Annotated in this window: 18 protein-coding genes; all 18 read left to right on the top strand. The window is 69.6% G+C overall.

Annotated elements, in window-relative coordinates; genetic code table 11:
* The first annotated feature begins 138 nt into the window (after positions 1–138).
* The gene (locus KK141_RS03415) at positions 139–558 is read left to right on the top strand and encodes a hypothetical protein (protein WP_214572753.1); all 420 of its coding nucleotides are present in this window, start codon (positions 139–141) and stop codon (positions 556–558) included.
* Positions 555–2561, top strand: coding sequence for a PA domain-containing protein (locus KK141_RS03410; protein WP_214572752.1), 2007 nt, complete (start codon positions 555–557; stop codon positions 2559–2561). Before KK141_RS03415 ends, KK141_RS03410 begins: the two co-directional genes overlap by 4 nt.
* A 157-nt stretch (positions 2562–2718) precedes the next feature.
* The gene (locus tag KK141_RS03405) at positions 2719–7158 is read left to right on the top strand and encodes an ESPR-type extended signal peptide-containing protein (RefSeq protein ID WP_214572751.1); all 4440 of its coding nucleotides are present in this window, start codon (positions 2719–2721) and stop codon (positions 7156–7158) included.
* A 293-nt stretch (positions 7159–7451) separates the two neighbouring features.
* A complete protein-coding gene (locus tag KK141_RS03400; RefSeq protein ID WP_214570961.1) occupies positions 7452–7955 on the top strand; it encodes a hypothetical protein in 504 nt (167 codons plus the stop codon).
* Complete coding sequence (locus KK141_RS03395; RefSeq protein ID WP_214570960.1) at positions 7952–9940, top strand: PA domain-containing protein; 1989 nt, start codon at positions 7952–7954, stop codon at positions 9938–9940. The genes KK141_RS03400 and KK141_RS03395 overlap by 4 nt, the downstream gene beginning before the upstream one ends.
* Before the next feature lie 79 nt (positions 9941–10019).
* Positions 10020–11498 (top strand): YadA-like family protein, encoded by a 1479-nt coding sequence (locus KK141_RS03390; RefSeq protein ID WP_214570959.1) that lies wholly within the window; start codon positions 10020–10022, stop codon positions 11496–11498.
* A gap of 235 nt (positions 11499–11733) precedes the next feature.
* Positions 11734–13464 (top strand): type II secretion system ATPase GspE, encoded by a 1731-nt coding sequence (gspE, locus tag KK141_RS03385; RefSeq protein WP_214570958.1) that lies wholly within the window; start codon positions 11734–11736, stop codon positions 13462–13464.
* A 108-nt stretch (positions 13465–13572) separates the two neighbouring features.
* A complete protein-coding gene (gene gspF, locus KK141_RS03380; RefSeq protein WP_214570957.1) occupies positions 13573–14790 on the top strand; it encodes a type II secretion system inner membrane protein GspF in 1218 nt (405 codons plus the stop codon).
* Positions 14791–14879: 89 nt separating this feature from the next.
* On the top strand, positions 14880–15278 hold the full coding sequence (gene gspG / locus KK141_RS03375; RefSeq protein ID WP_214570984.1) for a type II secretion system major pseudopilin GspG: 399 nt from the start codon (positions 14880–14882) through the stop codon (positions 15276–15278).
* A 90-nt stretch (positions 15279–15368) separates the two neighbouring features.
* The gene (locus KK141_RS03370) at positions 15369–15815 is read left to right on the top strand and encodes a GspH/FimT family pseudopilin (protein WP_284733850.1); all 447 of its coding nucleotides are present in this window, start codon (positions 15369–15371) and stop codon (positions 15813–15815) included.
* A complete protein-coding gene (locus KK141_RS03365) occupies positions 15812–16231 on the top strand; it encodes a prepilin-type N-terminal cleavage/methylation domain-containing protein (protein ID WP_214570955.1) in 420 nt (139 codons plus the stop codon). The genes KK141_RS03370 and KK141_RS03365 overlap by 4 nt, the downstream gene beginning before the upstream one ends.
* Positions 16231–16896, top strand: a complete 666-nt coding sequence (locus tag KK141_RS03360; RefSeq protein ID WP_214570954.1) for a type II secretion system protein GspJ — start codon at positions 16231–16233, stop codon at positions 16894–16896. Before KK141_RS03365 ends, KK141_RS03360 begins: the two co-directional genes overlap by 1 nt.
* Complete coding sequence (locus KK141_RS03355; protein WP_214570953.1) at positions 16893–17765, top strand: type II secretion system protein GspK; 873 nt, start codon at positions 16893–16895, stop codon at positions 17763–17765. The genes KK141_RS03360 and KK141_RS03355 overlap by 4 nt, the downstream gene beginning before the upstream one ends.
* Complete coding sequence (locus KK141_RS03350; RefSeq protein ID WP_214570952.1) at positions 17762–18937, top strand: PilN domain-containing protein; 1176 nt, start codon at positions 17762–17764, stop codon at positions 18935–18937. Before KK141_RS03355 ends, KK141_RS03350 begins: the two co-directional genes overlap by 4 nt.
* Positions 18934–19587, top strand: coding sequence for a type II secretion system protein GspM (gene gspM / locus KK141_RS03345; RefSeq protein ID WP_214570951.1), 654 nt, complete (start codon positions 18934–18936; stop codon positions 19585–19587). Before KK141_RS03350 ends, gspM begins: the two co-directional genes overlap by 4 nt.
* Positions 19584–20336 (top strand): general secretion pathway protein GspN, encoded by a 753-nt coding sequence (locus KK141_RS03340; RefSeq protein WP_214570950.1) that lies wholly within the window; start codon positions 19584–19586, stop codon positions 20334–20336. Before gspM ends, KK141_RS03340 begins: the two co-directional genes overlap by 4 nt.
* 3 nt (positions 20337–20339) lie before the next feature.
* On the top strand, positions 20340–22733 hold the full coding sequence (gene gspD, locus KK141_RS03335) for a type II secretion system secretin GspD (protein ID WP_214570949.1): 2394 nt from the start codon (positions 20340–20342) through the stop codon (positions 22731–22733).
* Positions 22734–22848: 115 nt separating this feature from the next.
* Positions 22849–25368: an ATP-dependent helicase HrpB gene (gene hrpB / locus KK141_RS03330; protein ID WP_214570948.1), complete on the top strand. Its 2520-nt coding sequence runs from the start codon at positions 22849–22851 to the stop codon at positions 25366–25368.
* Positions 25369–25427: the final 59 nt, after the last annotated feature.

Here is a 25427-nt window from a genome sequence, read left to right as displayed (position 1 = left end):
TCAAAACGCATCGCTGCAACCCACACCGCAAGCCGGGCGAACGCGCTCGGCCATCGAAAAGTCGGCGCCGGCATTCGCTGCCTGCGCTGTTGTTCGCGGAGCCGGCCGACGGTTCCGCCGCCTATGGGAGGAGTACAGATGGAAAACACGGGAAAGATCCAGGCCATGGGCCTGTTGCTGATGGCGGTGTTCGCCACGGCAAGCATGGCGGGGGAGGGACGCACGGCCGCGCCGGCGCCGACGCAGAACCAGCAGGTGACGTTCCGCGATCCGGCCACCGGCCGCACGCGCGCGCCGACCGAAGCGGAACTGGCCGAGCTGTCGCGCATCGCCGCGCAGGAGGCCGCCACGCAGCCGTCCACCGGTCCGGTCACCGAAGCCGATGCGCGCGCCACCATGCGCAAGGTGCGCCTGAGCACGGGGCTGGAAGTCACCGTGATGGACGTGCCGCAGAGCCTGGAAACTTCGGTGGTGGCCGAACGCGGCGCCGACGGCAAGTACCACGTGCACCACGCCGGCGATAAGCCGCGCGCCGCGGCGCCGGAGGTGTCGCAATGATCGCCTGCAAGCCTCTGTTCAAGGCCCTGCTCGCCACCGGCCTGCTCGGCCTGGCCAGCGCCGCGGCCGCTGCCGACATCCGCATCATCAATCTCGACGCCGGCACCGGCAAAGGCCTGGACGATCCCACGCCGGTGGCGCCGATCGGCGGCAACCCGGGCGTGACCCGCGGCGAGCAGGCGCGCATCGCCTTCGACTACGCCGCCTCGCTGTGGAGCGCGGTGCTCAAGAGCGGCGTGCCGATCGACATCAACGCCACCTTCCAGAAACTGGCCTGCACCGCCACCGGCGGCACGCTCGGTTCCTCGCGCGCGCTGTCGATCACCGCTTTCAGCGCCACCAACCTGCCGGCCGGCGCCAAGGCCGACACCTGGTACCACATCGCACTGGCCAACACCCTGGTCGGCGAAGACACCAGCCCCAACAACGCCGACGTGCAGATGCAGTTCAACGGCGCCATGGGCACGCCGGGTTGCCTGGAAGGCATGCAGTGGTACTTCGGCCTGGACGGCAACACGCCGGCCGGCCAGTCCAACTTCCTCAACGTGATGCTGCACGAGATGGCGCACGGCCTGGGCTTCTCGGGCTTCAACAACCTCACCACCGGCAAGCCGCTGCTGGGCAACGACGGCGTGGCGCGTCCGGACATCTATTCCAGCTACGTGTACGACAACGGCGCGGCCATGAAGTGGTACGACATGACCGACGCCCAGCGCGTCACCTCCGCCTTGAACGATGGCCATCTGGTCTTTACCGGCCCGAAGGTCAAGGCCGATGCGCCGCTGGCCCTGGGCACGCGCGACGCGTTGATGGTGAGCGCACCGGCCGCTGCCGCCGGCGAATACCTGTATGGCCAGGCGCAGTTCGGGCCGGCCGCCAGCGTGGCCAATTTCAACGGCAGCGTGGTGCGCGCGGTCACCGGCGCGAATGCGGAAGGCTGCGCGGCGTTCGACAACGCCGCCGCGGTGGCCGGCCATATCGCCCTGGTGGATCGCGGCACCTGCGGCTTCGCGGTGAAGGCGCGCAATGCCGAAGCGGCCGGCGCCACCGGCATGGTCATCGCCAACAACCAGGCCGGCAACGACCTGATCACGCCGGTGGGCGACGGCGGTGCGCCGATCAATATCCCGGTGGTGGCGGTATCGCAGAACTCCGGCATCACGCTGAAGGCCAACCTCGCCGGCCTGGCCATCGCCATGAACACGGTGCCGGCCGGCATCGACGCGGCGGGCAATGTGCAGATCTACGCGCCCAAGACCCTGGTGGTGGGTTCGTCGTTCTCGCACTTCGACACGCGCTTGTCGCCGAACGCGCTGATGGAATACGCCGAGAGCCCGGACCTGAAGGGCCATATCGACGTGGACCTGACGCCGTCGCTGTTCATCGACGAAGGCTGGCGCGTCAACGGCGGCAGCCAGCTGCTGCGCACCTGCGATACCGGCGTGCCGGCCTGGGTGCCGGGCGGCGTGATCATCGGCGCCAACATCTCCGCGGAAGCGAAGAAGCTGGCCAAGGCCTCGGCCACGGTGGGCGACTATGCGGCGGCGATCCGCGCGCATGCGGCCAAGCTCGCCACCGACGGCCTGCTCACCGCGCCGCAGGCGAGCAGCCTCAATGCCTGCCTCAGCGATGCGGAAATCGCCAAGCAGTACGACAACTGGCGCCAGGGCGGGACCGGCGCGCCGGCGGTGGTGGACATGGCCAACGGCCAGACGCTGACCGCACAGGCCGGCGCGGCCGGCAGCGAGCGCATCTACACGCTGGTGGTTCCGGCCAATGCGCGCACGCTGAACATCCGCACCTTCGGCGGGTCCGGCGACGTGTCGCTGTACGTCAAGGCCGGCGCCGAGCCGACCGCGGCGAGCAACGACTACCGCTCGGTGCACGTGGGCAACAGCGAAACCGTGGTCGCGGCGCGGCCCGCGGCCGGCACGTACTTCATCAAGGTGGCGGGCGACAAGGCCTACGCCGGGGTGAGCGTGCAGGCCAGCTACAGCCTGTAAGAGCGATGCGGCATCGCGGTTTGCGCGATGCCGCTTTCCATGGAACGCAAGCGGGGGACGCCGCGACGGCGCCCCCGATGAATGCAGCGGCATGCACCGTGGCGCGCGAATGCGCAGCCGCGGGCGCGTGCCCGGACGACATCAGGGAGTGCCACTCGTGAACAAGATTTACAGCAAGGTCTGGAATGCGTCGCTCGGCGTGCTGGTCGTCGCCAGCGAGTTGGCCAGCGCCCGCGGCAAGCGCGGCGCCTCCCGGCGCCTGCGCGCCTCGATGCTGGCGGCACCCCTGGCAGCCTGCATGGCGCTGTGCGCCGGCAGCGCGCTGGCGCAGAGCACCACCACCGCCGGCACCGGCGCCACCGCCAATGGCGAGCGCGGCACCGCGGTGGGTGAGAACGCACTGGCCGATGCGCAGGACAGCACGGCGGTGGGCGCGGGCAGCGCAGCCTTCGGCATCGGCGCCACCGCGCAGGGCGCCAGCAGCATCGCCAATGGCGCGGAGAGCGTGGCGGTGGGTTATCGCAGTTTCGCCAACGATGCGAACAGCACGGCGGTCGGTGCGAATGCCAATGCGTTCGGCATCGGTGCCTCGGCCTTCGGCAATGGCGCGAATACCAATGCGGACTATGCGACGGCCGCCGGTTACGGCGCGGTTGCTTCCGGCAAGAACAGCGCGGCGTTCGGCGCCGGTGCGCAGGCGGCGGGTGCCGGCAGCGTGGCGATCGGCGGCAATGCGGTCGACGAAGACGGCGCGGCCTTGTTGAACGACGCGAATGGCCAGCCGATCACCACGGCGGCGAGCAGCGCGGGTGTCGGCGGCACCGCAGTGGGTGCGAGCGCGAAAGCCGGCGCGCTGGGTGCTTCCGCTTACGGCCTCGGTGCCGACGCTTCCGGCTCGCTGAGCATGGCGCTGGGCACCTTGGCGGCGGCGAGCGGTTCGCAATCCGTCGCCATCGGCTACGGCTCGTCGGCCAGCACGGCGTCGAGCGTGGCGCTGGGCGCCGGTTCGCAGGCGACGCGCGCGAACACCGTGTCGGTCGGCAAGGCCGGAGCGGAGCGCCAGATCGCCAACGTCGCCGCCGGCACGCAGGCTACGGATGCGGTGAACAAGCAGCAGCTCGATACGGCCGTGCAGGGCACGACGGCCAACCATTACTTCGCCGCCGACGGCGCGAAGGATGGCAGCGACGATGCCGCCGCGTTCGGCGTGCACAGCGTGGCCTCGGGCGCGAGCAGCATTGCCAATGGCGAAGAGAGCGTGGCGGTGGGTTACCGCAGCTTTGCCAACGATGCGAACGGCACGGTGGTGGGTGCGAATGCCAATGCCTTCGGCGTGGGTGCGTCGGCCTTCGGCAGCGGCGCCAACACCAATGCGGACTATGCAACAGCAGCCGGCTACGGCGCGGTCGCTTCCGGCAAGAACAGCGCGGCGTTTGGTGCGAATGCGCAGGCGGCGGGCGCTGCCAGCGTGGCGATCGGCGGCAATGCGGTCGACGAAGACGGCGCGGCCTTGTTGAACGATGTGAACGGCCAGCCGATCACCACGGCGGCGAGCAGCGCGGGTGTTGGCGGCACCGCGGTCGGCGCCAGCGCGAAGGCGAGTGCACTCGGCGCGTCCGCTTACGGTCTTGGCGCCGAAGCTTCCGGCTCGCTGAGCATGGCGCTGGGCACCTTGGCGGCGGCGAGCGGTTCGCAATCCGTCGCCATCGGCTACGGCTCGTCGGCCAGCACGGCGTCGAGCGTGGCGCTGGGCGCCGGTTCGCAGGCGACGCGCGCGAACACGGTGTCGGTCGGCAAAGCCGGCGCGGAGCGGCAGATCGCCAACGTCGCCGCCGGCACGCAGGCCACGGATGCGGTGAACAAGCAGCAGCTCGATACCGCCGTGCAGGGCACCGCATCGAATCACTACTTCACCGCCGATGGCGCGAAGGACGGCAACGACGATGCCGCCGCCTTCGGCGAGCACAGCGTGGCCTCGGGCGCCAGCAGCATTGCCAACGGCGAAGAGAGCGTGGCGGTGGGCTATCGCAGCTTCGCCAACGATGCGAACGGCACGGCCATCGGCGCAAATGCCAATGCCTTCGGCGTGGGCGCGTCGGCCTTCGGCAGCGGTGCCAACACCAATGCCGACTATGCGACGGCCGTGGGCTATGGCGCCGTCGCTTCCGGCAAGAACAGCGCCGCGCTCGGCGCCAATGCGCAGGCGGCGGGTGCGGGCAGCGTGGCGGTCGGCGGCAACGCCATCGACGAAGACGGCGCGGCGCTGCTGAACGATGCGAACGGCCAGCCGATCACTACGGCGGCTACGAGTGCCGGCGTCGGCGGCACGGCGGTGGGGGCAAGTGCTAAAGCCAGTGCACTCGGTGCTTCGGCCTATGGAGTGGGCGCGGAAGCTTCCGGTTCGCTGAGTACTGCACTTGGCGCGCTGGCGACGGCGAGCGGTGCACAGACTGCGGCTATCGGCTACGGCGCGTCGGCCACCGCGGCGTCGAGCGTCGCACTCGGTGCAGGCTCGCAGGCCACGCGTGCCAATACCGTGTCGGTCGGCAAGGCCGGTGCGGAACGCCAGATCGCCAACGTCGCGGCCGGCACGCAGGCGACCGATGCGGTGAACAAGCAGCAGCTCGACACCGCCGTGCAGGGCACCGCATCGAATCACTACTTCACCGCCGATGGCGCGAAGGACGGCAGCGACGATGCCGCCGCCTTCGGTGTGCACAGCGTGGCCTCGGGCGCCAGCAGCATCGCCAACGGCGAAGAGAGCGTGGCGGTGGGCTACCGCAGCTTCGCCAACGATGCGAACGGCACGGCCGTCGGCGCGAATGCCAATGCCTTCGGCGTGGGCGCTTCGGCCTTCGGCAGCGGTGCCAACACCAATGCCGACTATGCGACGGCCGTGGGCTATGGCGCGGTCGCTTCCGGCAAGAACAGCGCAGCCTTCGGTGCGAATGCGCAGGCGGCAGGCGCCGCCAGCGTGGCGATCGGCGGCAACGCGGTCGACGAAGACGGCGCGGCCCTGTTGAACGATGCGAACGGTCAGCCGATCACCACGGCCGCCACCAGTGCCGGCGTCGGCGGCACCGCGGTCGGCGCCAGCGCGAAGGCGAGTGCGCTCGGCGCTTCCGCCTACGGTCTCGGCGCCGAAGCTTCCGGCTCGCTGAGCACGGCACTCGGCACGCTGGCGACGTCCAGCGGTTCGCAAGCCGTCGCCATCGGCTACGGCTCTTCCGCCACCGCCGCATCGAGCGTGGCGCTCGGTGCCGGCTCGCAGGCCACGCGCGCGAACACGGTGTCGGTCGGCAAGGCCGGCGCCGAACGCCAGATCGCCAACGTCGCCGCCGGCACGCAGGGCACCGATGCGGTGAACCTCGCCCAGTTGCAGGGCGCGGTGAGCGCCAGCGTCGGCAATGCGCTGATGTACGACGCGGCCGACAAGAGCCAGGCCACCCTGGCCGGCGCGAACGGCACGCGCCTGTCCAACCTCAAGGCCGGCGCGCGGCGCAACGACGCGGTCACGGTCGGCCAGGTGCAGGACGTGCTGCGCCTGATCGGCGGCAACGCGGACGTCGACGCCAACGGCGCCCTGGTCGCCAGCCCCTTCACCGTGCAGGGCGGCAGCTATACCAGCGTGTTCGACGCGATCGGCGCGCTCAACGGTTCGGTCAGCAACATTTACGCGGGCATCGGCGATCTCAACAACCGCCTTACCGCGCTGGACCAACGCGTCACCACCGGCGACGGCAGCTTCGGCGGCCGCCTGGCGGTGGATGGCACCGGTCCCGCCAGCGTGGCGAACGGTTCCAAGGGCGTGGCGCTCGGTGCGGGCGCCGCCGCCGGCGGCGATCACGGCACGGCGATCGGCGGCGACAGCTACGCGGCCGGTCCCAACGACACGGCGATCGGCGGCAACGCGAAGGTCAATGCGGATGGCAGCACGGCGGTCGGTGCGAACAGCACGATCGCCGCCGTCGCCACCAATGCGGTAGCGGTCGGTGAAAGCGCCAACGTCACCGCCGCTTCGGCCACGGCCGTGGGCCAGGGCGCGTCCGCCAGCGCTGCCGGTGCGGTGGCGCTGGGCCAGGGTGCGGTGGCCGATCGCGCCAACACCGTGTCGGTCGGCAATGCGGCCACGCAGCGGCAGATCGTCAACGTCGCCGCCGGTACACAGGCCACGGATGCGGCGAACGTCGGCCAGGTGGAGGAAGCGCTGACCACCGCCAAGAGCTACGCCGATGCCGGCGACCGCCAGACGCTGTCGCAAGCGAAGGCCTACACCGACCAGAAGCTCGGCAGCTTCGCCAGCAGCAGCGACCTGAGCGCCCTGCGCGAACATGTCGACGGGCAGTTCCGCTCGGTCAATACGCGCGTGAGCCGCGTCGGCGCGATGGGCACGGCGATGGCGCAGATGTCCTTCAGCACGCAGGGCATCAATACGGAGAACCGCGTGGGCGTGGGTGTGGGCGGTTACCGCGGGCAGGCGGCGCTGTCGGTGGGTTATTCGAGGCAGCTGTCGCCGCGGGCGAATCTGACGTTCGGCGCGGCGGTGGCCGGTGGCGGGGAAAGCTCGGGCGGCGTGGGCCTGGGTGTGGGTTGGTAGAACCTTGCAGCCGGCCGGGGCGTGGTCCCCCGCCGATGCTGCAGGCCGGTCGGTTCCGGCGAGGCCGGTGCGCCATGCACCGGCTTTTTTTCATAGCGCCGGCGGGGGTTTAAGAACTGTCTGAAAGTCGACGAACTGTGAAGCCACTTCACGGATTCGCTGCCAATAATCGGACCGCCATGCCGGGTACATCCGGGCATGGAGATCGAGCGTTTCGTGATCGCGCGCGGCCGGATACCCGACGGCCGCGCGGCATTCCCCATCGCCCTTCGACCGCACCGCCGGCCCCGCCGGTGGCGGGCAAGTGCGGTCGCTCGAAAGTCCGCGCCGCGGCAGTTTCCCGAGCGGCGCTCTTCATCGATGAGGAGTACAGGCAGTTGAAAAACGAGACAGGCATACATCTTCTGGGTCTGGTGCTGATCGGGCTTTTTGCGGCGGCAGCGTCCGCGGCCGAGGGCCCGGCGAAGGCGCCGGCGCCGACGCAAAACCATCAGGTCGCCTTCCGCGATCCGCTCACCGGCGAACTGCGCGCGCCCACCGAGGCGGAGATGGCGAAGCTGCAGCGCGCGATGGAGGAAGAACAGGCCGTGCAGCCGCGTTCGCTCGGCGCGCCAGCGAAGGCTGACGAGCGCCTGCATTGGCGCGACGTCGATCTAGGCAACGGCAGCAAGGGCAAGATCGCGACACTCCCCGACCGCTTGCAGAGCCGGCTGGTGATGGAGCGCGGTGCGGATGGCGAATATCGCGTGCAGCACGCGGCCGGTGCCGCCGCTGCCGCGCCGGAGGCCACCCCATGAGCCGGCGCAAACGATGGCTGATGGTGCTGGCTGGCGGGCTGATGGCCGCAGCGGGTGCGGCGCCGGCGGAAATCCGCATCGAGAATCGCGACATCGGTACCGGCATGGGACTGGACGATCCGGCTGCCGCGGCGCCAGTCGGCGGCAACCCCGGCAAGACCCGCGGCGAGCAGGCGCGCATCGTGTTCGAGTATGCGGCCTCGCTGTGGGGCAGCGTGCTGAAGAGCCGCCCGCCGATCATCGTGGGCGCTTCGTTCAAGAAGCTGGCATGTGCTGCCGATGGTGGAACGCTGGGCCAGGCAGGCCCCGCCGACGTTTTCGTTTTCGCTTCGGGGGCGGGTATCCGGCCGGGTGTCGCTTATCACATCGCTTTGGCCAAGGCGTTGAGCGGGCAGGATTTGACTCCTGGGGCGGTGGACATCAACGCCGCGTTCAATGGCGCGATCGGCACGCCGGGATGCCTGGAAGGGTCCAGCTGGTACTTCGGCCTGGACGGCAACACACCGCGCGGCCAGAACAATTTCCTCAACGTGGTATTGCACGAGATGGCGCACGGCCTCGGCTTTCTCGGCTTCGGCGATGTGGAAACCGGAGCGCCGGCGACGAACGACGATGGGCTGCCGATACCGGACATCTACTCGCTGTTTGCCTACGACAACGCCAAGGGCAAGCGGTGGTACGACATGTCCAATGCCGAGCGCGCCAGCTCGGCGTTGAACGATGGGCATCTCGTGTTTACCGGCGCTAACGTCAAGGCGCATGCACCGCTGGCGCTGGGTACGCGCAACGCGCTGCAGGTGACTGCACCGGCCGCGATCGCCGGGGAGTACGAATTCACCGTACTGGAGCTTGGCCCGGCGCCGACTCCCGCCAATTTCAGCGGAACCGTGGTGCGTGCGGTGACCGGTGGCAATGCGCAAGGTTGCACGGCCTTCGACAATGCGGCCGCGGTGGCCGGTCACGTTGCGTTGATCGACACCGGTACCTGCGACTTCACGACGAAGGCGCGCTTCGCGCAAGCGGCCGGAGCCACCGGCGTGGTCTTCGCTTACGATCCGGCCGGTCCTGCCATCTCGATACAGGCCGGCGCAGGCGCTGCGGTCACGATCCCGGTTCTGGGGCTGCTGCAGAAAGAGGGCGACGTGCTCAAGGCGAATCTCGCCGGTTTGACGGTGAGCATGCGCGCCACGCTCGCGGGCGCTGACCTGGCCGGCTACGTGCAGCTCTATGCACCCAAGACCGTCCAGTCCGGTTCTTCCTTCTCGCATTTCGACACGCGTCTTTCGCCCAATGCGTTGATGGAATTCGCATTGACCCCCGATCTGAAAGGCCATATCGACCTCGACCTGACCCCGTCGCTGTTCATGGACGAAGGCTGGCGCCTCAACAGCGGCGGCCAGCTGCTCGGTACCTGCGATACCGGCGTGCCGACCTGGGTGCCGGGCGGCGTGATCGTGGGCGCGAACATCGCCGCGCAGGCGAAGATGCTCGCGACCACTTCCGCCACCGCAGGCGACTATGCAGCCGGCATTCGCGCCCATGCCGCCACGCTGGCGAGCATCGGACTGTTGAATGCAACACAGGCGAGCAGCCTCAACAGCTGTCTCTCCGACGCGGACCTGGCCAGGCAATACGCCAGCTGGCGCCAGGGCGGCAATGGCGGCACGGCATTCACCGAACTCGACAGCGGCAAGGCGATGCCGGCGCTGGCCGGTGCGACGGGCAGCGAGCGGCTCTATCTGCTGACCGTGCCGCCCGGCGCACGCTCTCTGAATATCCGCAGCTTCGGCGGCACGGGCGACGTTTCGCTGGTGGTGCGGGTGGGCAACGAGCCGATGCCGACGAGTTTTTCCTACCTCTCCGCGCATCCCGGCAACAGCGAGAGCGTGGTCGTGGCGCGTCCTGTGGCGGGTGCCTATTTCATCAAGCTGGTGGGTATCAAGCCCTACGCCAACGTGAGCCTGCAGGCCACTTACAGCATGTAACAGCAGCAGCGCCGCCGCGCCGCCGCGAGCGCGCGGCGATGCGGTGCGCGCTTGTCCGATCTTGAGGAGTGCTATTCCGATGAACAAGTCTTGCAACGAGAACCGCCGTGCATCCTCGTCCTTGCGTGCGCCTGTATTGGCAGCCTGTCTGGCGTTGTACGGGATGACCGATGCGCCGGCGCAGAGCGCGCCGACCGGCACCACCACCAGCGGCCCCGGCGCCGCCGCCAATGGCGACCGCGGCACGGCGGTGGGCGAGAACGCGCTGGCCGACCAGGCCGACGCCACCACCACCGGCGCCGGCAGTGCCGCGCTCGGCATCGCCGCCAGCGCGTACGGGGCCAGCAGCATCGCCAACGCCGATGAAAGCGTGGCGGTGGGCTATCGCAGCTTCGCCAACGATGCGAACAGCACGGCGCTCGGCGCCAATGCCAGCGCATACGGCTATGGCGCCTCGGCTTTCGGCGGCGGCGCCAGTACCAATGCCAGCTATGCCACCGCGGCCGGCTTCGGTGCCGCGGCCTCCGGCCTGCGCAGCACGGCCTACGGCGAAGGTGCGCAGGCGACCGCTGCCGGCAGCGTCGCCATCGGCGGACGCGCGGTCGACGCTGATGGGAATCCGACACTGAAGGACGATGCGGGCGCGCCGATCGAAGCGTCGGCGACCAGCAGCGGCGTCCTCGGCACCGCCGTGGGCGCGGGCGCCAGCGCGGCCGGAGCGAGAGCGTCGGCTTTTGGCGCGGGCTCGGAAGCCTCCGCCGAGGACAGCACGGCCTTGGGTTCCCTGGCCAAGGCACGCGCGGAGAAGGCAGTGGCCATCGGTTCGGAAGCGACCGTCACCGGTGCGTCCGGCGTGGCGCTGGGTGCCGACAGCAGTGCCAGCATGGCCAACAGCGTCGCGCTCGGCGCCGGCTCGAAGGCCTTGCGCGCGAACACGGTGTCGGTGGGCAGCGCTGGCGCCGAACGCCAGATCACCGACGTCGCCGCCGGCACCCAGGCCACCGATGCGGTGAACCTGAGCCAGCTGCAGAGCGTGCTCGGCAGCTCGGTGGGCAGCATCAACGTCGGTCTCGGCGAGTTGAACAGCCGCCTTGCCGCGCTCGATCAGCGCGTGGCCACCGGCTACACCAAGGACCCGGCCGCGGCCACCGGTAGCCAGGTACAGGAAGCGCTCACCACCGCCAAGAGCTACGCCGACGCCGGCGATCGCCAGACCCTGGGCCAGGCCAAGGCCTATACCGACCGGAAACTCAGCGGCCTGGCCAGCCGGCGCGAACTGGACGATTTGCGGCAGCGCGTCAACGATCAGTTCCATACGCTCGATACGCGCATCAACCGGGTCGGCGCGATCGGCGTGGCGATGTCGCTGATGTCCGCCAGCACGCAGGGCCTGGGCGAAAGCGGCCTGGGCGTCGCGGTAGGCGGTTATCGCAGCGAGGCGGCGCTGTCGGTCGGCTTCTCGCGGCAGATCGGCTCGCGGGCGCGGCTGATCTTCGGCACCGCCATCGCCGGCGGCGGCGAAACCGCCGGGGGCGTCGGCCTGGGCATAGGCCTCTAAGGCATAAGGAGAAAGGCCGCGGCGAAGGGGTAGGGTGATCACTACCCTTTCGCGTTACTGCTCGATCGCCCAATAAGACAGATATTTTTGCCTTTTTCTTACGACATCTCAGTGCCGCGGGAGCATGCTCGCCACTGCCACGATGGTTGTGTTAACAATGGCGCTTCACTCGCCCGGCAGGGGCGATGCATGGAGCATCGCGGGCGCGACCTGGACTTGAGATGTGGGGTGTGTGATGTCGGCAGTGGCCAAGCCGGCGCCCGGCGATGGAGCCGCAGATGGCAACCGCGAAGCGGCGGTATGCGACCTGCTGGTGGCGCGGGGGCGGCTGAAGGACAGCGATCTGGCGCGCGCGCGGCGGCTGCACGAGGAGTCGCCCGAAGGCACGCTGACGGCGCTGATGGCCCGCCTGGGCCTGGTGTCCGAGCGCGACCTGGCCGAGGCCTGGTCCGAATTGCTGCACACGCCCCTGCTCGCCGCGCGCGAGGCGCCGGAGTTGCCGCCCGCGGAGCTGGACCTGTCCTCGCGCTTCCTCAAGCTGCACCACGTGGTGCCGGTGCGCGACGGCGACGACGGCCTGGCCCTGCTGGTGTCCGATCCGGCCGACCCCTATCCACTGCAGGCGGTGGAGCTGGCCGCCGGGCGGCCGGTGACGCTGCGCATCGGCCTGCGTTCCGAAATCGACGACCTGATCGAGCGTTATTACGGCTCCGGCCGCTCCGCCATGGGCACCATCGTGGAGAACCTCGACGGCGGCGCCGCGGTGGAGGACGACGTCGAGCACCTGCGCGACCTCGCTTCCGAAGCGCCGGTCATCCGCCTGGTCAACCTGATTCTGCAGCGCGCCGTGGAACAGCGCGCCTCGGACGTGCACATCGAGCCGTTCGAGAACCGCCTGAAAGTGCGCTACCGCATCGACGGCGTGCTGCACGAAGTGGAAGCGCCGCCGTCCAGTTCCACCGCCGCGGTGATCTCGCGCGTCAAGATCATGGCCAAGCTCAACATCGCCGAGCGGCGCCTGCCGCAGGACGGCCGCATCCAGCTGCGCGTGCAGGGCAAGGAACTGGACCTACGCGTGTCCACCGTGCCGACCAGCTTCGGCGAGTCGGTGGTGATGCGTATCCTCGACCGCGAGTCGGTGGTGTTCGACTTCTCCACCCTGGGTTTCACTTCCGCTTTCCAGCAGCGCTTCGTCGACGTGCTGGAGCGCCCGCACGGCATTCTGCTGGTCACCGGCCCCACCGGCTCGGGCAAGACCACCACGCTGTACACCGCGCTGGGCAAGATCAACACCCCGGACGTGAAGATCATCACCGTCGAGGACCCGGTCGAATACCAGATCGAAGGCATCAACCAGATCCAGGTGAAGCCGCAGATCGGGCTGGACTTCGCCGGCGCCCTGCGCTCGATCGTGCGCCAGGATCCGGACGTGATCATGATCGGCGAAATGCGCGACCTGGAAACCTGCCGCATCGCGATCCAGTCCGCGCTCACCGGCCACCTGGTGCTGTCCACCCTGCACACCAACAGCGCCGCGGGCGGCATCACGCGCTTGCTCGACATGGGCGTGGAGGATTACCTGCTCGGCTCCACCGTCAACGGCATCCTGGCGCAGCGCCTGGTGCGCCGGCTGGATCCGGAAACCGCGACGCCCTACGAGGCGCTGCCCGAGGTGATCGAGCAGTTCGAGCTGCACAAGTACACCGACGAGCGCCCGATCCGGCTGTGGAAGCCCGGCAGCAGCGCGGCCAATCCCACCGGCTACCGCGGCCGCCGCGCCATCATGGAATTCCTGGTGATGACCGACCCGCTGCGCCGCCTGGTGATGCAGCGCGCCGACGCCGGCGAGATCGAGCGCCAGGCGCGCGCCGAAGGCATGCGCACCATGTACGAGGACGGCATCGCCAAGGCCGTGGCGGGCATCACCACGCTCGAGGAGGTGTTGCGTGTCACGCAGGAAGGTTGAGGGCAGGACGCCCGGTCTGGCGCATGAGGCATCGGCGCGGCTGCTTTTGTCGCCGTTATTTCATGCGCCGCGCCTAAGGTGCGCTTCCCGCGCCACCGATCGCCGCCCATGAGCCAGTTCCACTACCGCGCCGTCAGCGACACCGGCGACATCCTGCACGGCGAAATGGAAGCGGCCAGCGTCGACGAGGTGATCGCGCGCCTGCAGGACCAGGGCCACACCCCGCTGGAAGCGCGCCCCGCCAACGAGGCCGGCAGCGCCGGCAGCTTCGGCGGCCTGTTCAAGCGCGGGCCGTTCACCGGCGACCAGCTGGCGCAGTTCACCCACCAGCTGGCCACGCTGTTGGGCGCCGGCCAGCCGCTGGACCGCGCGCTGGGCATCCTGCTGGACCTGCCCGAAGGCGAGCGCGCCAAGAAGCTGATCGAGCGCGTGCGCGACCGCGTGCGCGGCGGCACCACGCTGTCGCAGGCTTTCGACGAAGAACACGGCGTGTTTCCCAAGCTCTACATCAGCCTGGTGCGCGCGGGCGAAGCCGGCGGTTCGCTGGAAGACACCCTGCGCCGCCTGGCCGACTACCTCGAGCGCAGCCAGCAATTGCGCGGCAGCATCGTCAATGCGCTGATCTACCCCGCCTTCCTGATGGTCGGCGTGCTCGGCTCGCTGGTGCTGCTGCTGGCCTATGTGGTGCCGCAGTTCGTGCCGATCTTCGAGGACATGCAGGTGCCGATCCCGCTGGTCACCCAGGCGGTGCTGGCGCTGGGCAACCTGATCCAGTCGTGGTGGTGGCTGCTGGCGCTGTTGATCGGCGGCGGCATCTTCGTGTGGCGCGCGCGCATGCGCGACCCCGCCTACCGCCTGGCCTGGCACGGCAAGTTATTGCAGAAGCGGGTGGTCGGCCCGCTGCTGCTGAAGGTCGAGACCGCCCGCATCGCTCGTACCCTGGGCACCCTGGTCAAGAACGGCGTGCCGCTGCTGTCGGCGCTCACCATCGCCCGCCAGGTCACCTCCAACCGGGCCCTGGACGAGGCGCTGGCCCAGGCTGCGGAACAAGTGAAGGGTGGTTCGGGTCTGAGCCTTGCGCTGGCCCAGTCGCAGCGCTTCCCGCGGCTGGCCCTGCAGATGGTGCAGGTGGGCGAGGAGGCCGGCCAGCTCGACACGATGCTGCTGAAGGTGGCCGACACCTTCGAACTGGAGAGCAAGCGCGCGATCGACCGCCTGCTCGCCGCGCTGGTGCCGGCGCTGACCATCGTGATGACCATCCTGGTGGCCATCATCATGGCGGCGATCCTGCTGCCGCTGCTCAGTCTCACCAGCAATATTCAGTGACGAAAGAACGGAGATAACCAATGGCTCATTCGATGAAGCGGGCCCCGGCCCTCGGGCGCGGGCAGCGCAGGACCCTGGCCCTGCACGGCATGCGTGCACGCGGCTTCACCCTGCTGGAAATGCTCGCGGTGATCGTGCTGATCGGCATCATCGGCGCGGTGGTGGTGACCCAGGTCGGCAAGAACGTGGACAAGGGCAAGTACGGCGCCGGCAAGGCGCAGCTCACCACGCTCAGCCAGAAGATCGAGAACTACGCGCTGGACAACGGCTCGCCGCCGCAGCAGCTGCAGGACCTGATCGCCAAGCCGGCCAATGCGCGCAACTGGCAGGGCCCGTATGCGAAGGAATCGGAGCTCAAGGATCCCTGGGGCCATGCCTTCGGCTACAAGTACCCCGGCGAGCACGGCAACTTCGACCTGATCTTCTACGGCCAGGACGGCCAGCCCGGCGGCGATGGCTATAGCGCCGACGTGGGCAACTGGCAGTAAGCGATGAAAGGGGAACGGGGAACAGGAAACGGGGAACGGCAGGCGGTAGTACGTACCGCCGCTTCGTCCCGTTTCCCGTCGCCCCGTTCCCTGCGCGCTTCGCGCGCACACGGCTTCACCCTGCTGGAAATGCTCGCCGTGATCCTGCTGATCGGGATCGCGGCGGCGGCGGTTTCCGTGTCGGTCTCGCAGGGCCTGGCCAGCGCGCGCGTCAATGCGGCCAGCGTCGAGATGGCCGCGGCGCTGCGCGCCACGCGCGCGCAGGCGATCGTCACCGGCAAGGAGCAGGTGTTCGACGTCGACATCCGCAAGAACACCTATAAAGGCGCCGGCCATCGCGACGTGCGCCTGCCCTCGGGCATGAAGCTCTCGATCACCAGCGCCAAGGAAGACCAGCCCAACAGCACTACCGGCCGCATCCGCTTCTTTCCGGACGGCAGCTCCACCGGCGGCCACATCACCCTGCAGCGCGAGCAGCGCAAGTGGCAGGTCAATGTGTCGTGGCTGACCGGCGCGGTGAGTGTGGTGACGACGTGAAAGCGCCGGTAGCGACGCGCAGCGGGGGCTTCAGCCTCCTGGAAGTGATCGCCGCGATCCTGCTGCTGGCGATCGCCTTCACCGCGCTGATGCGCGTCACCGGCGGCTCGATCGGCCTGACCAACAACGCCGCCGACTACACCCGCGCCGCGCTGTGGGCGCACAGCCTGCTCGATACCGTCGACGCCGAGGGGCCGCTCAAGCCCGGCCGCACCGAAGGCCGCTTCGACCAGCAATACCGCTGGCGCCTGACGGTGACGCCGTGGACACCGGTCGACGTCGACCCGCAGCAGCAGCTGTCCTCGCTGGTATTGACCAAGCTCGATCTGGACGTGCTGTGGGGCCAGGGGCGCAGCGAGCGCACCGTGCACTTCAGCACGCTGCGCCTGACCATGCCGCCGAACGGACCGCAGTGATGTCCATGCAGCGCGGCTTCAGCCTGCTCGAAGTGCTGGGTGCACTGGCGTTGATGGCGCTGCTGCTGCTGGGCGTGTATTCGGGCGTGCGCACCGCCACGCGCAGCGTGCGTTCCGGTTCGATCGCGGTGGAGCGGCTGGACCAGTTGCGTTCGGCCCAGCAGTTCATGCGCCAGGAACTGACCCAGGTCGCGGCAGTGCCGCAGGGTCGCGATCAGAACGGAGACAGTATCTATTTCACCGGCGATGCGCAGAGCATGCGCTTCGTCGCACCGCTGCCGGGTTATCTGGGCAAGCTGGGGCCGCAGTTGCAGGAGTGGAAACTCGTGTCCAACGACAAAGGCGGCTCGCGGCTGGAAGTGCGCTTCGCGCTGTTGCCGCCCGACGGCAGCAGCCCCAAGCCGCTGGGCGAACCCGAAGTGCTGATGGACGACGTGCGCGAAGGCCATTTCAGCTATCGCACGCCGGACCTGCCCGACCAGCCCGGCACCTGGCAGGCGACCTGGCCCGACCCGCGCCTGCTGCCGCGCGTGGTGCGCGTGGAGCTGAAGCTCGACGGCCTGCGCGACTGGCCGCGGCTGGATGCGCCGCTGCGCATCGATCCCACCGCCGGCCAGCAGATGGACCTGCTGCGCGGCCTGCGCCGCCAGCCGGTGACGCGATGAGCCGGCGCCAGGCCAGCGCAAGCCCGGCACGCCAGCGCGGCGTCGCGCTGCTGGTGGTGCTGTGGGCCTGCACCCTGCTGGCGATCGTGCTCGGCGGCTATGCGCTGCTGGCGCGCAACGAAGGCCTGCAGGCGCGCTACCAGTTCGCCCAGCTGCGCGCGCATTACGCGGCGGAGGCGGGCATCAACCGCGCCATCTACGCGCTGCTCACGCCGTCGCCGGACCGGCGCTGGATTCCCGACGGGCGCGAGTATCCGTTCCAGTACGAGGACGCCAAGGTCGGCATCCGCATCGTCGACGAAACCGGCAAGGTCGATTTCAACGCGGCCTCGCCCGAGGTGCTCAAGGCCTTGTTCCGCGCCGCCGGCATGAACGACGGCCCGGCGAACGACCTGGCCTCGCGCGTGGTCGAATGGCGCAGCTTCGGCAATCCCACGGACATGAACAACAACGCGGCCTACCTCGCGGCCGGCCGCGACTACGGCCCGCGCCACGGCCCGTTCGCCAGCCTGGAGGAAGCGCAGATGGTGCTGGGCATGGACCCGGCGGTGTATCGCAAGATCGCATCGCAGATCACGATCTGGTCGGGCCGCAACGCGCCCGATCCGAACTACGCGCCGGCGCTGGCCATGCAGGCCATTCCCGGCATGACGCAGGACCAGGCGAACGCGGCCTACGCCGCAAGACAGCAGGCCGGTACTACGCAAGGCCTAGGCGGCAGTCAGGGCGTAACGCATAGTATTCGTTCGGAGGCAACGCTACCGGACGGCACGCGGGCGATCCTGCGTGCCACGGTGCGGTTGCAGGGAGCCAGGGCCGGAGCGCAACCGTACGCGGTGCTTCGCTGGCAGGAGGGAGACGGGGAATGAGCATGACCAGCTCGCTGCGACCGCAGCTCGAACAGGTGCGCCGCGCATGGCGGGCTTCGCCGTTGCCGCGGTTCTTCGCCTGGTGGGGCGGCGAGCTCGCCGCCCTGCTGCCGGCGGGCCTGCGCGCGCGCTTCGGCGGCGGCGCGGCCTGGCATCTGCTGGAGCGCGCCGGCGGCGACTGGCGCCTGCGCCGCGACGGGTCGTCCGTGCCGCTGGCGCAATGGAGCGACGAACTCGAAGCCGCCGGCCAGCAGGCCGCGCTGGCCGATGGCCTGCGCGGGGTCGATCGCGAGGACTTGCGCCTGGCCCTGTGCCTGCCCGCCGCGCAGGTGCTGCGCCGTCCGCTGCTGCTGCCCGATGCCGCGCGCGACACGCTGCGCCAGGTCGGCGCGTTCGAGATGGACCGGCAGACGCCGTTCCGCCCCGAGCAGGTGCGCTACGACATCCGTGAATTGAACGCCCCGGCGCCGGCCGGCCGCATCGCCGCCGAACTGGTGGCGGTGCCGCGCACCACGCTCGATCCGTTGCTGGGCCGGCTCGGCCAGCTCGGCATCGCGGTGGACGCGGTGGACATGGCGGTCGACGCCGGCCGCTGCGGCGTCAACCTGCTGCCGCCGGAACAGTCGCCGCGCCGCACGCGGCCGCGCCAGCGGCTGAATCTGGCCCTGGCCGCGGCGATCGTGGTGTTGGCCGGCCTGGTGCTGGGCGAGTGGCTGCACAACCGGCGCGATGCGCTGGAGCAGATGCAGACCCAGGTGGAGACCATGCGCGGCGAGGCGCAGAAAGTCGGCGCGCTGCGCCAGCAGCTGCAGGACATCGCCGGCGCCGCCGGCTTCCTGGCCGAGCGCAAGAAGAACACTTCTTCCGCGCTGGCCGTGCTGCAGGATCTCAGCCAGCGCCTGCCGATGACCGCGTGGCTGGAGCGCCTGAGCATCGACAACACCGGGCAGGTCGGTTTCCAGGGCCAGAGTCCGCAGGCGGCGCGATTGATCGACGCGCTGAAGGATTCCACTGTCATCGCCAATCCGAATTTCCAGGGCACCATCCAGGCCGACCCACAGACCGGCAAGGAACGCTTCTACATGGTCGCGCAGCTGCGCAAGAAGATCCCGCCCAAGCCGGCGCGCCCGGGCGCGCCGGGCGCGGCCGCCAGCAGTGGAGAACAGCCGTGAAGCTGGCCGCGATGAAACCCCGCGACAGCCGCATCGCGGCGCTCCTGCTCCTGCTGGTGGCGCTGGTGATCGCTTATTTCGCGCTGCTGCACTGGTGGTTCGTGGCGCCGATGCTGGACGTCAACGCGCAGATGGCCGACCTGCGCGACACGCAATCGCGCTTCGCCGCCGCCATCGCCGAGAAGCCGCAGCTGGACAAGCGCATCGCCGCGCTGGGCCAGGGCCAGGCCACCAGCAATGCCTTCCTGCCCGAGGACGACCCCAACGCGGCCGCCGCCGGCATGATGCAGCGCGTGGTCGACGTGGTCGCCGCGCATGCCGAGGGCGGCAGCTGCGAAGTGACGCAGAAGATGCCGGTGCCCAATCCCGCCACCCACGACGAGCCTTACCGCAAGGTGGCGGTGAGCATCAGCCTGCGCTGCGACATGCAGCCGCTGGCCGCCGTGCTGCACGACCTGGAACAGGGCACGCCGTATCTGTTCGTCAATGAGATGAGCGTCTACCGCAACCCGGTCGCCGCGCAGCAGAACAACAGCGCGCCGCCGCTGGAAGTGCAGTTCACGCTGTGCGGCTACGTGCGCCAGGCCAGCGGCGGCGCGCCCGCCACGCAGGCCGCGCCGCAGCAGCCGGCCGGGGAGGACGACGCATGAACGCCGCCGCGCAGCGCCGCCTGACTCCCGTGCTCGGCGGCATCGCCGGCGTGCTCGCCCTGCTGCTGTGCGTGCTGCTGGCCGGCGTCGGCCGCGGCGTGCACTGGAATCCGCCGCGCCCGACCGAGCCCCTGCCGGACATGCACGACAGCGCCGCCGACCTGCCGCGGCCGCTGCCGCTGGAGCAGTTCGGCATCGTGTGGCAGCAGCCGGTGTTCAATCCCGACCGCAAGCCGATCACGCGCGCCGCCAAGGGCGGCGCGAGCCTGGGCGAGATGCAGCTGACCGGCATCATCCTCACCTCCAAGCTGCACATGGCCCTGCTGCACACCCGCGGCCAGGACGCCGACGTGCGCGTGGCCGAAGGCGCCTCGCTGCCGGACGGCAGCTGGAAGCTGGTGGAAGTGAAGCCGCGTTCGGCGGTGTTCGAATCCGGCAGCGGCCGCACCGAACTGGAACTGCCCGCCGGCGCGCCGATCGACGCACCCAAGGCCGACGGCCAGCCGCCGCCGCTGCAGCAGCAGCCCAGCAACATGACCGGCCCGATCGCGGTGCCGCCCGGCGCCGTGCAGCGGGTGGGGCCGGGCATCGCGCCGCAGCCGCCGCCCGACGGTAACGAACCCCGCCCGCAGCAGGCCGACAGCTCGCTGCAGGCCGAACGCATCCGCCAGCTCAAGGCCGCCATCCAGAAGCGTCGCGCCGAACAGCAGCAACAGCAGCAAGCCGGCAATCCTGAAGGAGCGCACTGATCCATGTCCCCTTACTTCACCAAGCCGGCATGCCGCATCGGCAGCCTCGCACTGGCGGTCTGGCTGGCCGGTTGCGCCTCCATGCCGCCGCCCAAGGACGACGGCGCGCTGCAGCGCGAGGCCATGGCCGGCACCGAAAAGCCCGCGCCGCAGCCGCAGCCGCTGAACACCGGCGTCGGCCCCGCCGACAACAAGACCATCGCCCCGCAGATCAGCGAAGGCAGCGGCAACTTCATCAAGCCCACCGCGCTGGCCACGCCGCGCACGCCGGCCAGCGGCGACGGCGCGGTCACCTTCAACTTCGAGAACCAGCCGGTGCAGGCGGTGGTGAAGGCGATCCTGGGCGACCTGCTCAAGCAGAACTACACCATCGCGCCGGGCGTGCAGGGCAACATCTCGTTCGCCACGGCCGAGCCGGTGGATTCCAGCCAGGCCATGCCGATCCTGGAAACGCTGCTGTCGTGGACGGGCAATGCGCTGATCAAGCGCAACGGCGGCTACGTGGTGGTGCCGGCCAAGGAAGCCGTGGCCGGCAATCTCGTGCCCAGCCTGGGCGCCGCGGCGCCCGCCGCCGGCATGCAGGCGCGGCTGTTCCCGCTGCGCTATATCTCGGCCGCCGAGATGCAGAAGCTGATCAAGCCGTTCGCGCGGCCGGATTCGATCCTGCTGGCCGACCCCTCGCGCAACCTGATCGTGCTGGCCGGCTCGCCGCAGGACCTGGCCAACTACCAGCGCACCATCAACACCTTCGACGTGGACTGGCTGCGCGGCATGTCGGTCGGCGTGTTCAATCTGCAGCGCGCCAGCGTGGCCGAGCTGATGCCCAAGCTGGACGGCATGTTCGGCGCCAAGGGCGACACGCCGCTGGCGGGCATGCTGCGCTTCATCCCGATCGAGCGCACCAATGCGCTGGTGGTGATCAGCACGCAGCCGAACTACCTGCAGGAAGTGGGGCAGTGGATCGAGAAGATCGACCGCGGCGGCGGCAACGAGCCGCAGCTGTTCGTGTATGACGTGCGCAACATCAAGGCTTCGGACCTGGCCCAGTACCTGGCGCAGATCTACGCCAGCGGCAACGGCGGCGGCAGTTCCGGCGGCCGCGTCGGCCCCGGCCTGAACTCGGGCACGCTGGGCGGCGGCAGCGACAACGCTTACGGCTCGGGCAGCGGCATGGGCAGCACCGCCGGCAGCTTCGGCAGCAGCACCACCGGCGGGCTGGGCGGCAACAGCGGCGGCCTCAATGGCGGCATGAACAGCGGTCTCAACAGCGGCATCAATTCCGGAGCCGGCTTCAACGGCGGCGACGCCAGCAAGACCGGCGGCTTCGGCGGCCCGGGCGCCTCGATCGGCAGCACCTTCGGCTCGCAGCAGGGCAGCGGCGGCGCCAACCAGGCGCCGCAGCAGTACAGCTCCGAGGACGGCAGCGTGCGCATCAGCTCGGTGGACGCGAACAACCAGCTGCTGGTGCGCGCGCGTCCCTCGCAGTGGTCGGAGATCGAATCGGCGATCAAGCGCCTGGACAACACGCCGCTGCAGGTGCAGATCGAGACGCGCATCCTGGAAGTGAAGCTCACCGGCCAGTTCCAGTTCGGCGTGCAGTGGTACCTGGAAGGCCTGATCGGCGGCACCAACAACGGCAACGGTACCTACACGCCGGGCCAGCCGGGCAACCAGCAGCAGTGGGGACTGGGCCAAGGCGGCGTCACCTACAACCCCGGCACCAGCACCTCGGCCGGCGACGCGTTCTTCTACTCCTTCATCAACCACAACCTGCAGGTGGCGGTGCGCGCGCTGGAGCAGAACGGCAATACCAAGACGCTGTCGGCGCCCTCGCTGGTGGTGCTGAACAACCAGATCGCGCAGATCCAGGTCGGCGACCAGGTGCCGATCAACCAGACCAGCGTGAACCCCGGCGTGGGCACGGCCACCTACAACCAGGTGAACTACCTCAACACCGGCGTGATCCTCAACGTGCAGCCGCGAGTGAACCCCGGCGGCCTGGTCTATCTCAACGTGCAGCAGCAGGTGAGCTCGCCGAGCTATCCGGCCGGCGCCTCCAACCCCACCATCTCGCAGCGCTCGATGGGCACCCAGGTGGCGGTGCAGAGCGGGCAGACGGTGCTGCTGGGCGGCCTGATCTCGCAGCAGGACGGCACCACCGACACCGGCATTCCCGGCCTCAACCGCATCCCGGTGCTGGGCCGCCTGTTCGGTTCGACCAACCGCAACCGCACGCGCACCGAGCTGATCGTGCTGATCACGCCGAAGGTGATCGGCAGCAGCGAGGAAGCCAAGCAGATCACCGACGAGTACCAGCAGAAGTTCGAATCGCTGGCACCGCTGCGCCAGCAGGCGGCGGGGGCTGCGCCGGCGTCGCAGCCGTATCCCACCAAGTGATGTAGTTAAGAGGCGTAGGTTGGGGTGAGCCGCAGGCGAACCCCAACGATGCGACACGTTTGAACGTGGTGGTGTTGGGGTTCGCCTGCGGCTCACCCCAACCTACGCCGTTATCATGGCGGCGATGACTCTCGCCTTCCCCATCACCCCGCTGCTCCCCGAGATCCGCGCCTCCCTCGCGGCGCATCCGCGTCTCGTGCTGGAAGCGCCGCCCGGCGCCGGCAAGACCACCCAGGTGCCGCTGGCCCTGCTCGGTGAAACCTGGCTGGCCGGCGGCAAGCTGCTGATGCTGGAACCGCGCCGCATCGCCGCGCGCGCCGCCGCGCAGTTCATGGCGCGCCAGCTCGGCGAGGAGCCGGGGCAGACGGTCGGCTACCGCATCCGCTTCGAGTCGAAGGTCAGCGCGAAGACGCGCATCGAAGTGGTGACCGAAGGCATCCTCACGCGGCTGATCCAGGACGACCCGGAACTGAGCGGCATCGGCGCGATCCTGTTCGACGAATTCCACGAGCGGCATCTGGCCGGCGATCTCGGCGCCGCGCTCGCGCTGGACGTGCAGGCCACGCTGCGCCCGGAGCTGCGCCTGGTGGTGATGTCCGCCACGCTCGACGGCGAACGCATCGCGCAGTGGCTGGACGCGCCGCGCATCAGCAGCCCGGGCCGCAGCTTTCCCGTGCGCATCGACTATCCGCCGGCACGCACCCAGGAAAGCACCGAGCATCAGCTGGCCCGCGTGGCGCGGCTGGCCCTGGAAGAAAACGACGGCGATGTGCTGGCCTTCCTGCCGGGCCGCCGCGAGATCGCGCGCGCCGAGGCGGTGCTGACGCAGACGCTGGAGCGCGGCGACGTCGACGTCGTCGCCCTGCACGGCGAGCTGTCGATGGCGGAACAGCAGGCCGCACTGAGTCCGGCCGAGCCGGGTACCCGACGCATCGTGCTGGCAACGAACGTGGCGGAATCGAGCGTGACCTTGCCGGGCATCCGCGCGGTGGTCGACAGCGGCCTGGCGCGCGAGCCGCGCTTCGATCCGAATTCCGGCTTTACGCGATTGGAAACGGTGACGATTTCGCAGGCGTCGGCGGATCAGCGCGCCGGACGCGCGGGCCGCGTCGCCGAAGGCACGGCGTATCGGCTGTGGCCGCAGAGCAAGCGGCTGGATCCTTCACGCACGGCGGAGATCGCGCAGGCGGAGCTGTCGGGCCTGGCGCTTGAACTGGCGGCGTGGGGTGTTACCGCGGAAAGCGGCAGTTTGCCGTGGCTCGATGCGCCGCCTTCCGGTGCACTGGCGCAGGCGCGCGAACTGCTGATCGCACTCGGTGCGCTCGATACGAGCACGCGCATCACCTCGCTCGGCCGCCGCATGCTGGAACTCGGTGCCGCTCCACGCCTCGCCGCCGCCGCCATGCGCGCGCCACCCGAACTGCACGCACTGGTTGCCGACCTGCTCGCGCTGATGGAAGCGCGTTCCCCACTGCGCGGCGAACAGGCGCGCAGCGACGATTTCCGCGCGCGCGTCGATGCGCTGCACGCCTGGCGCGACCGCCGCACCGCCGGCGCGCGCGGCGGCGCCGACACCGGTGCGTTGGCCGCGATCGAACAGGCCAGCAAAGGCTGGCGCCGCCGGCTGGACCTGCGCACCGCTGCCAGCGGCGTGCCGGACAGCCACGCGGTCGGCGACTTGCTGCTGCATGCGTTTCCCGATCGCGTGGCGCGGCGCGACGACAACAATCCCCTGCGCTACACGCTCGCCAACGGCCGCGGCGCGCGCCTGCACGAAAGCACGGCGTTAATCGGCGAACCCTGGCTGGTGGCGCTGGATCTGCGTTACGACGCACGCGACAGCCTGATCCTCGCCGCCGCGCCGCTGGATCCGCGCGTGCTGGAACGCGACTACCCCGCGCAGTTCCGCCGCGAACGCGCGCTGCGCTGGAACGACGAGCGCAATGCGGTGGAGGCGTTCGAGGAACATCGCTATGCCGGCATCGTGCTGTCGCGGCGCAGCGTGCCGGTGCAGCCCGGAGATGCCTTGCCCGCGCTGCTGGCGGCGATCCGTGCGAAGGGACTGGATGCGCTGCCGTGGAGCGAGAACGCACGCCGTCTGCGCCTGCGCATGCAGGCGGTGCGCGAATGGATGCCGGAACTCGGCCTGCCGGATGTCAGCGACGATGCGCTGCTCGCGTCGCTGGAGAGCTGGCTGGCGCCTTACCTCGACGGCAAGCGCCGCTTCGATGCGCTGAGCGCGGAGGAGCTGTCACAGGCGCTGTCGTCGCTGTTCGACTACGAACAACGCCGCGCGCTCGACGCGCACGCGCCGGAAAACCTCACTGTGCCCAGCGGCATGAGCCGCCGCATCGAATACGCCGCCGGCGAACCGCCGGTGCTGGCGGTGAAGCTGCAGGAGCTGTTCGGCCTGGCCGATACGCCGCGCGTGGGCAATGGCCGTGTGCCGGTGACGCTGCATCTGCTGTCGCCCGCGGGGCGGCCGATCCAGGTCACGCAGGACCTGAAAGGCTTCTGGGAGCGCACGTATCCGGAAGTGAAGAAGGAACTGAAAGGGCGTTACCCGCGGCATCCGTGGCCGGACGATCCGTGGAGTGCGACGCCGACGCACAGAGCAAAGCCACGCGGAACGTAGCGGCGTAGGTTGGGGTGAGCCGCAGGCGAACCCCAACGGTGCGATGCGCCTGGAGGTGG

It is taken from the genome of Dyella sp. LX-66 (assembly GCF_018599165.1).
Classification (GTDB): domain Bacteria; phylum Pseudomonadota; class Gammaproteobacteria; order Xanthomonadales; family Rhodanobacteraceae; genus Dyella_D; species Dyella_D marensis.
This window is presented reverse-complemented; position numbering and strand designations above follow the sequence as displayed.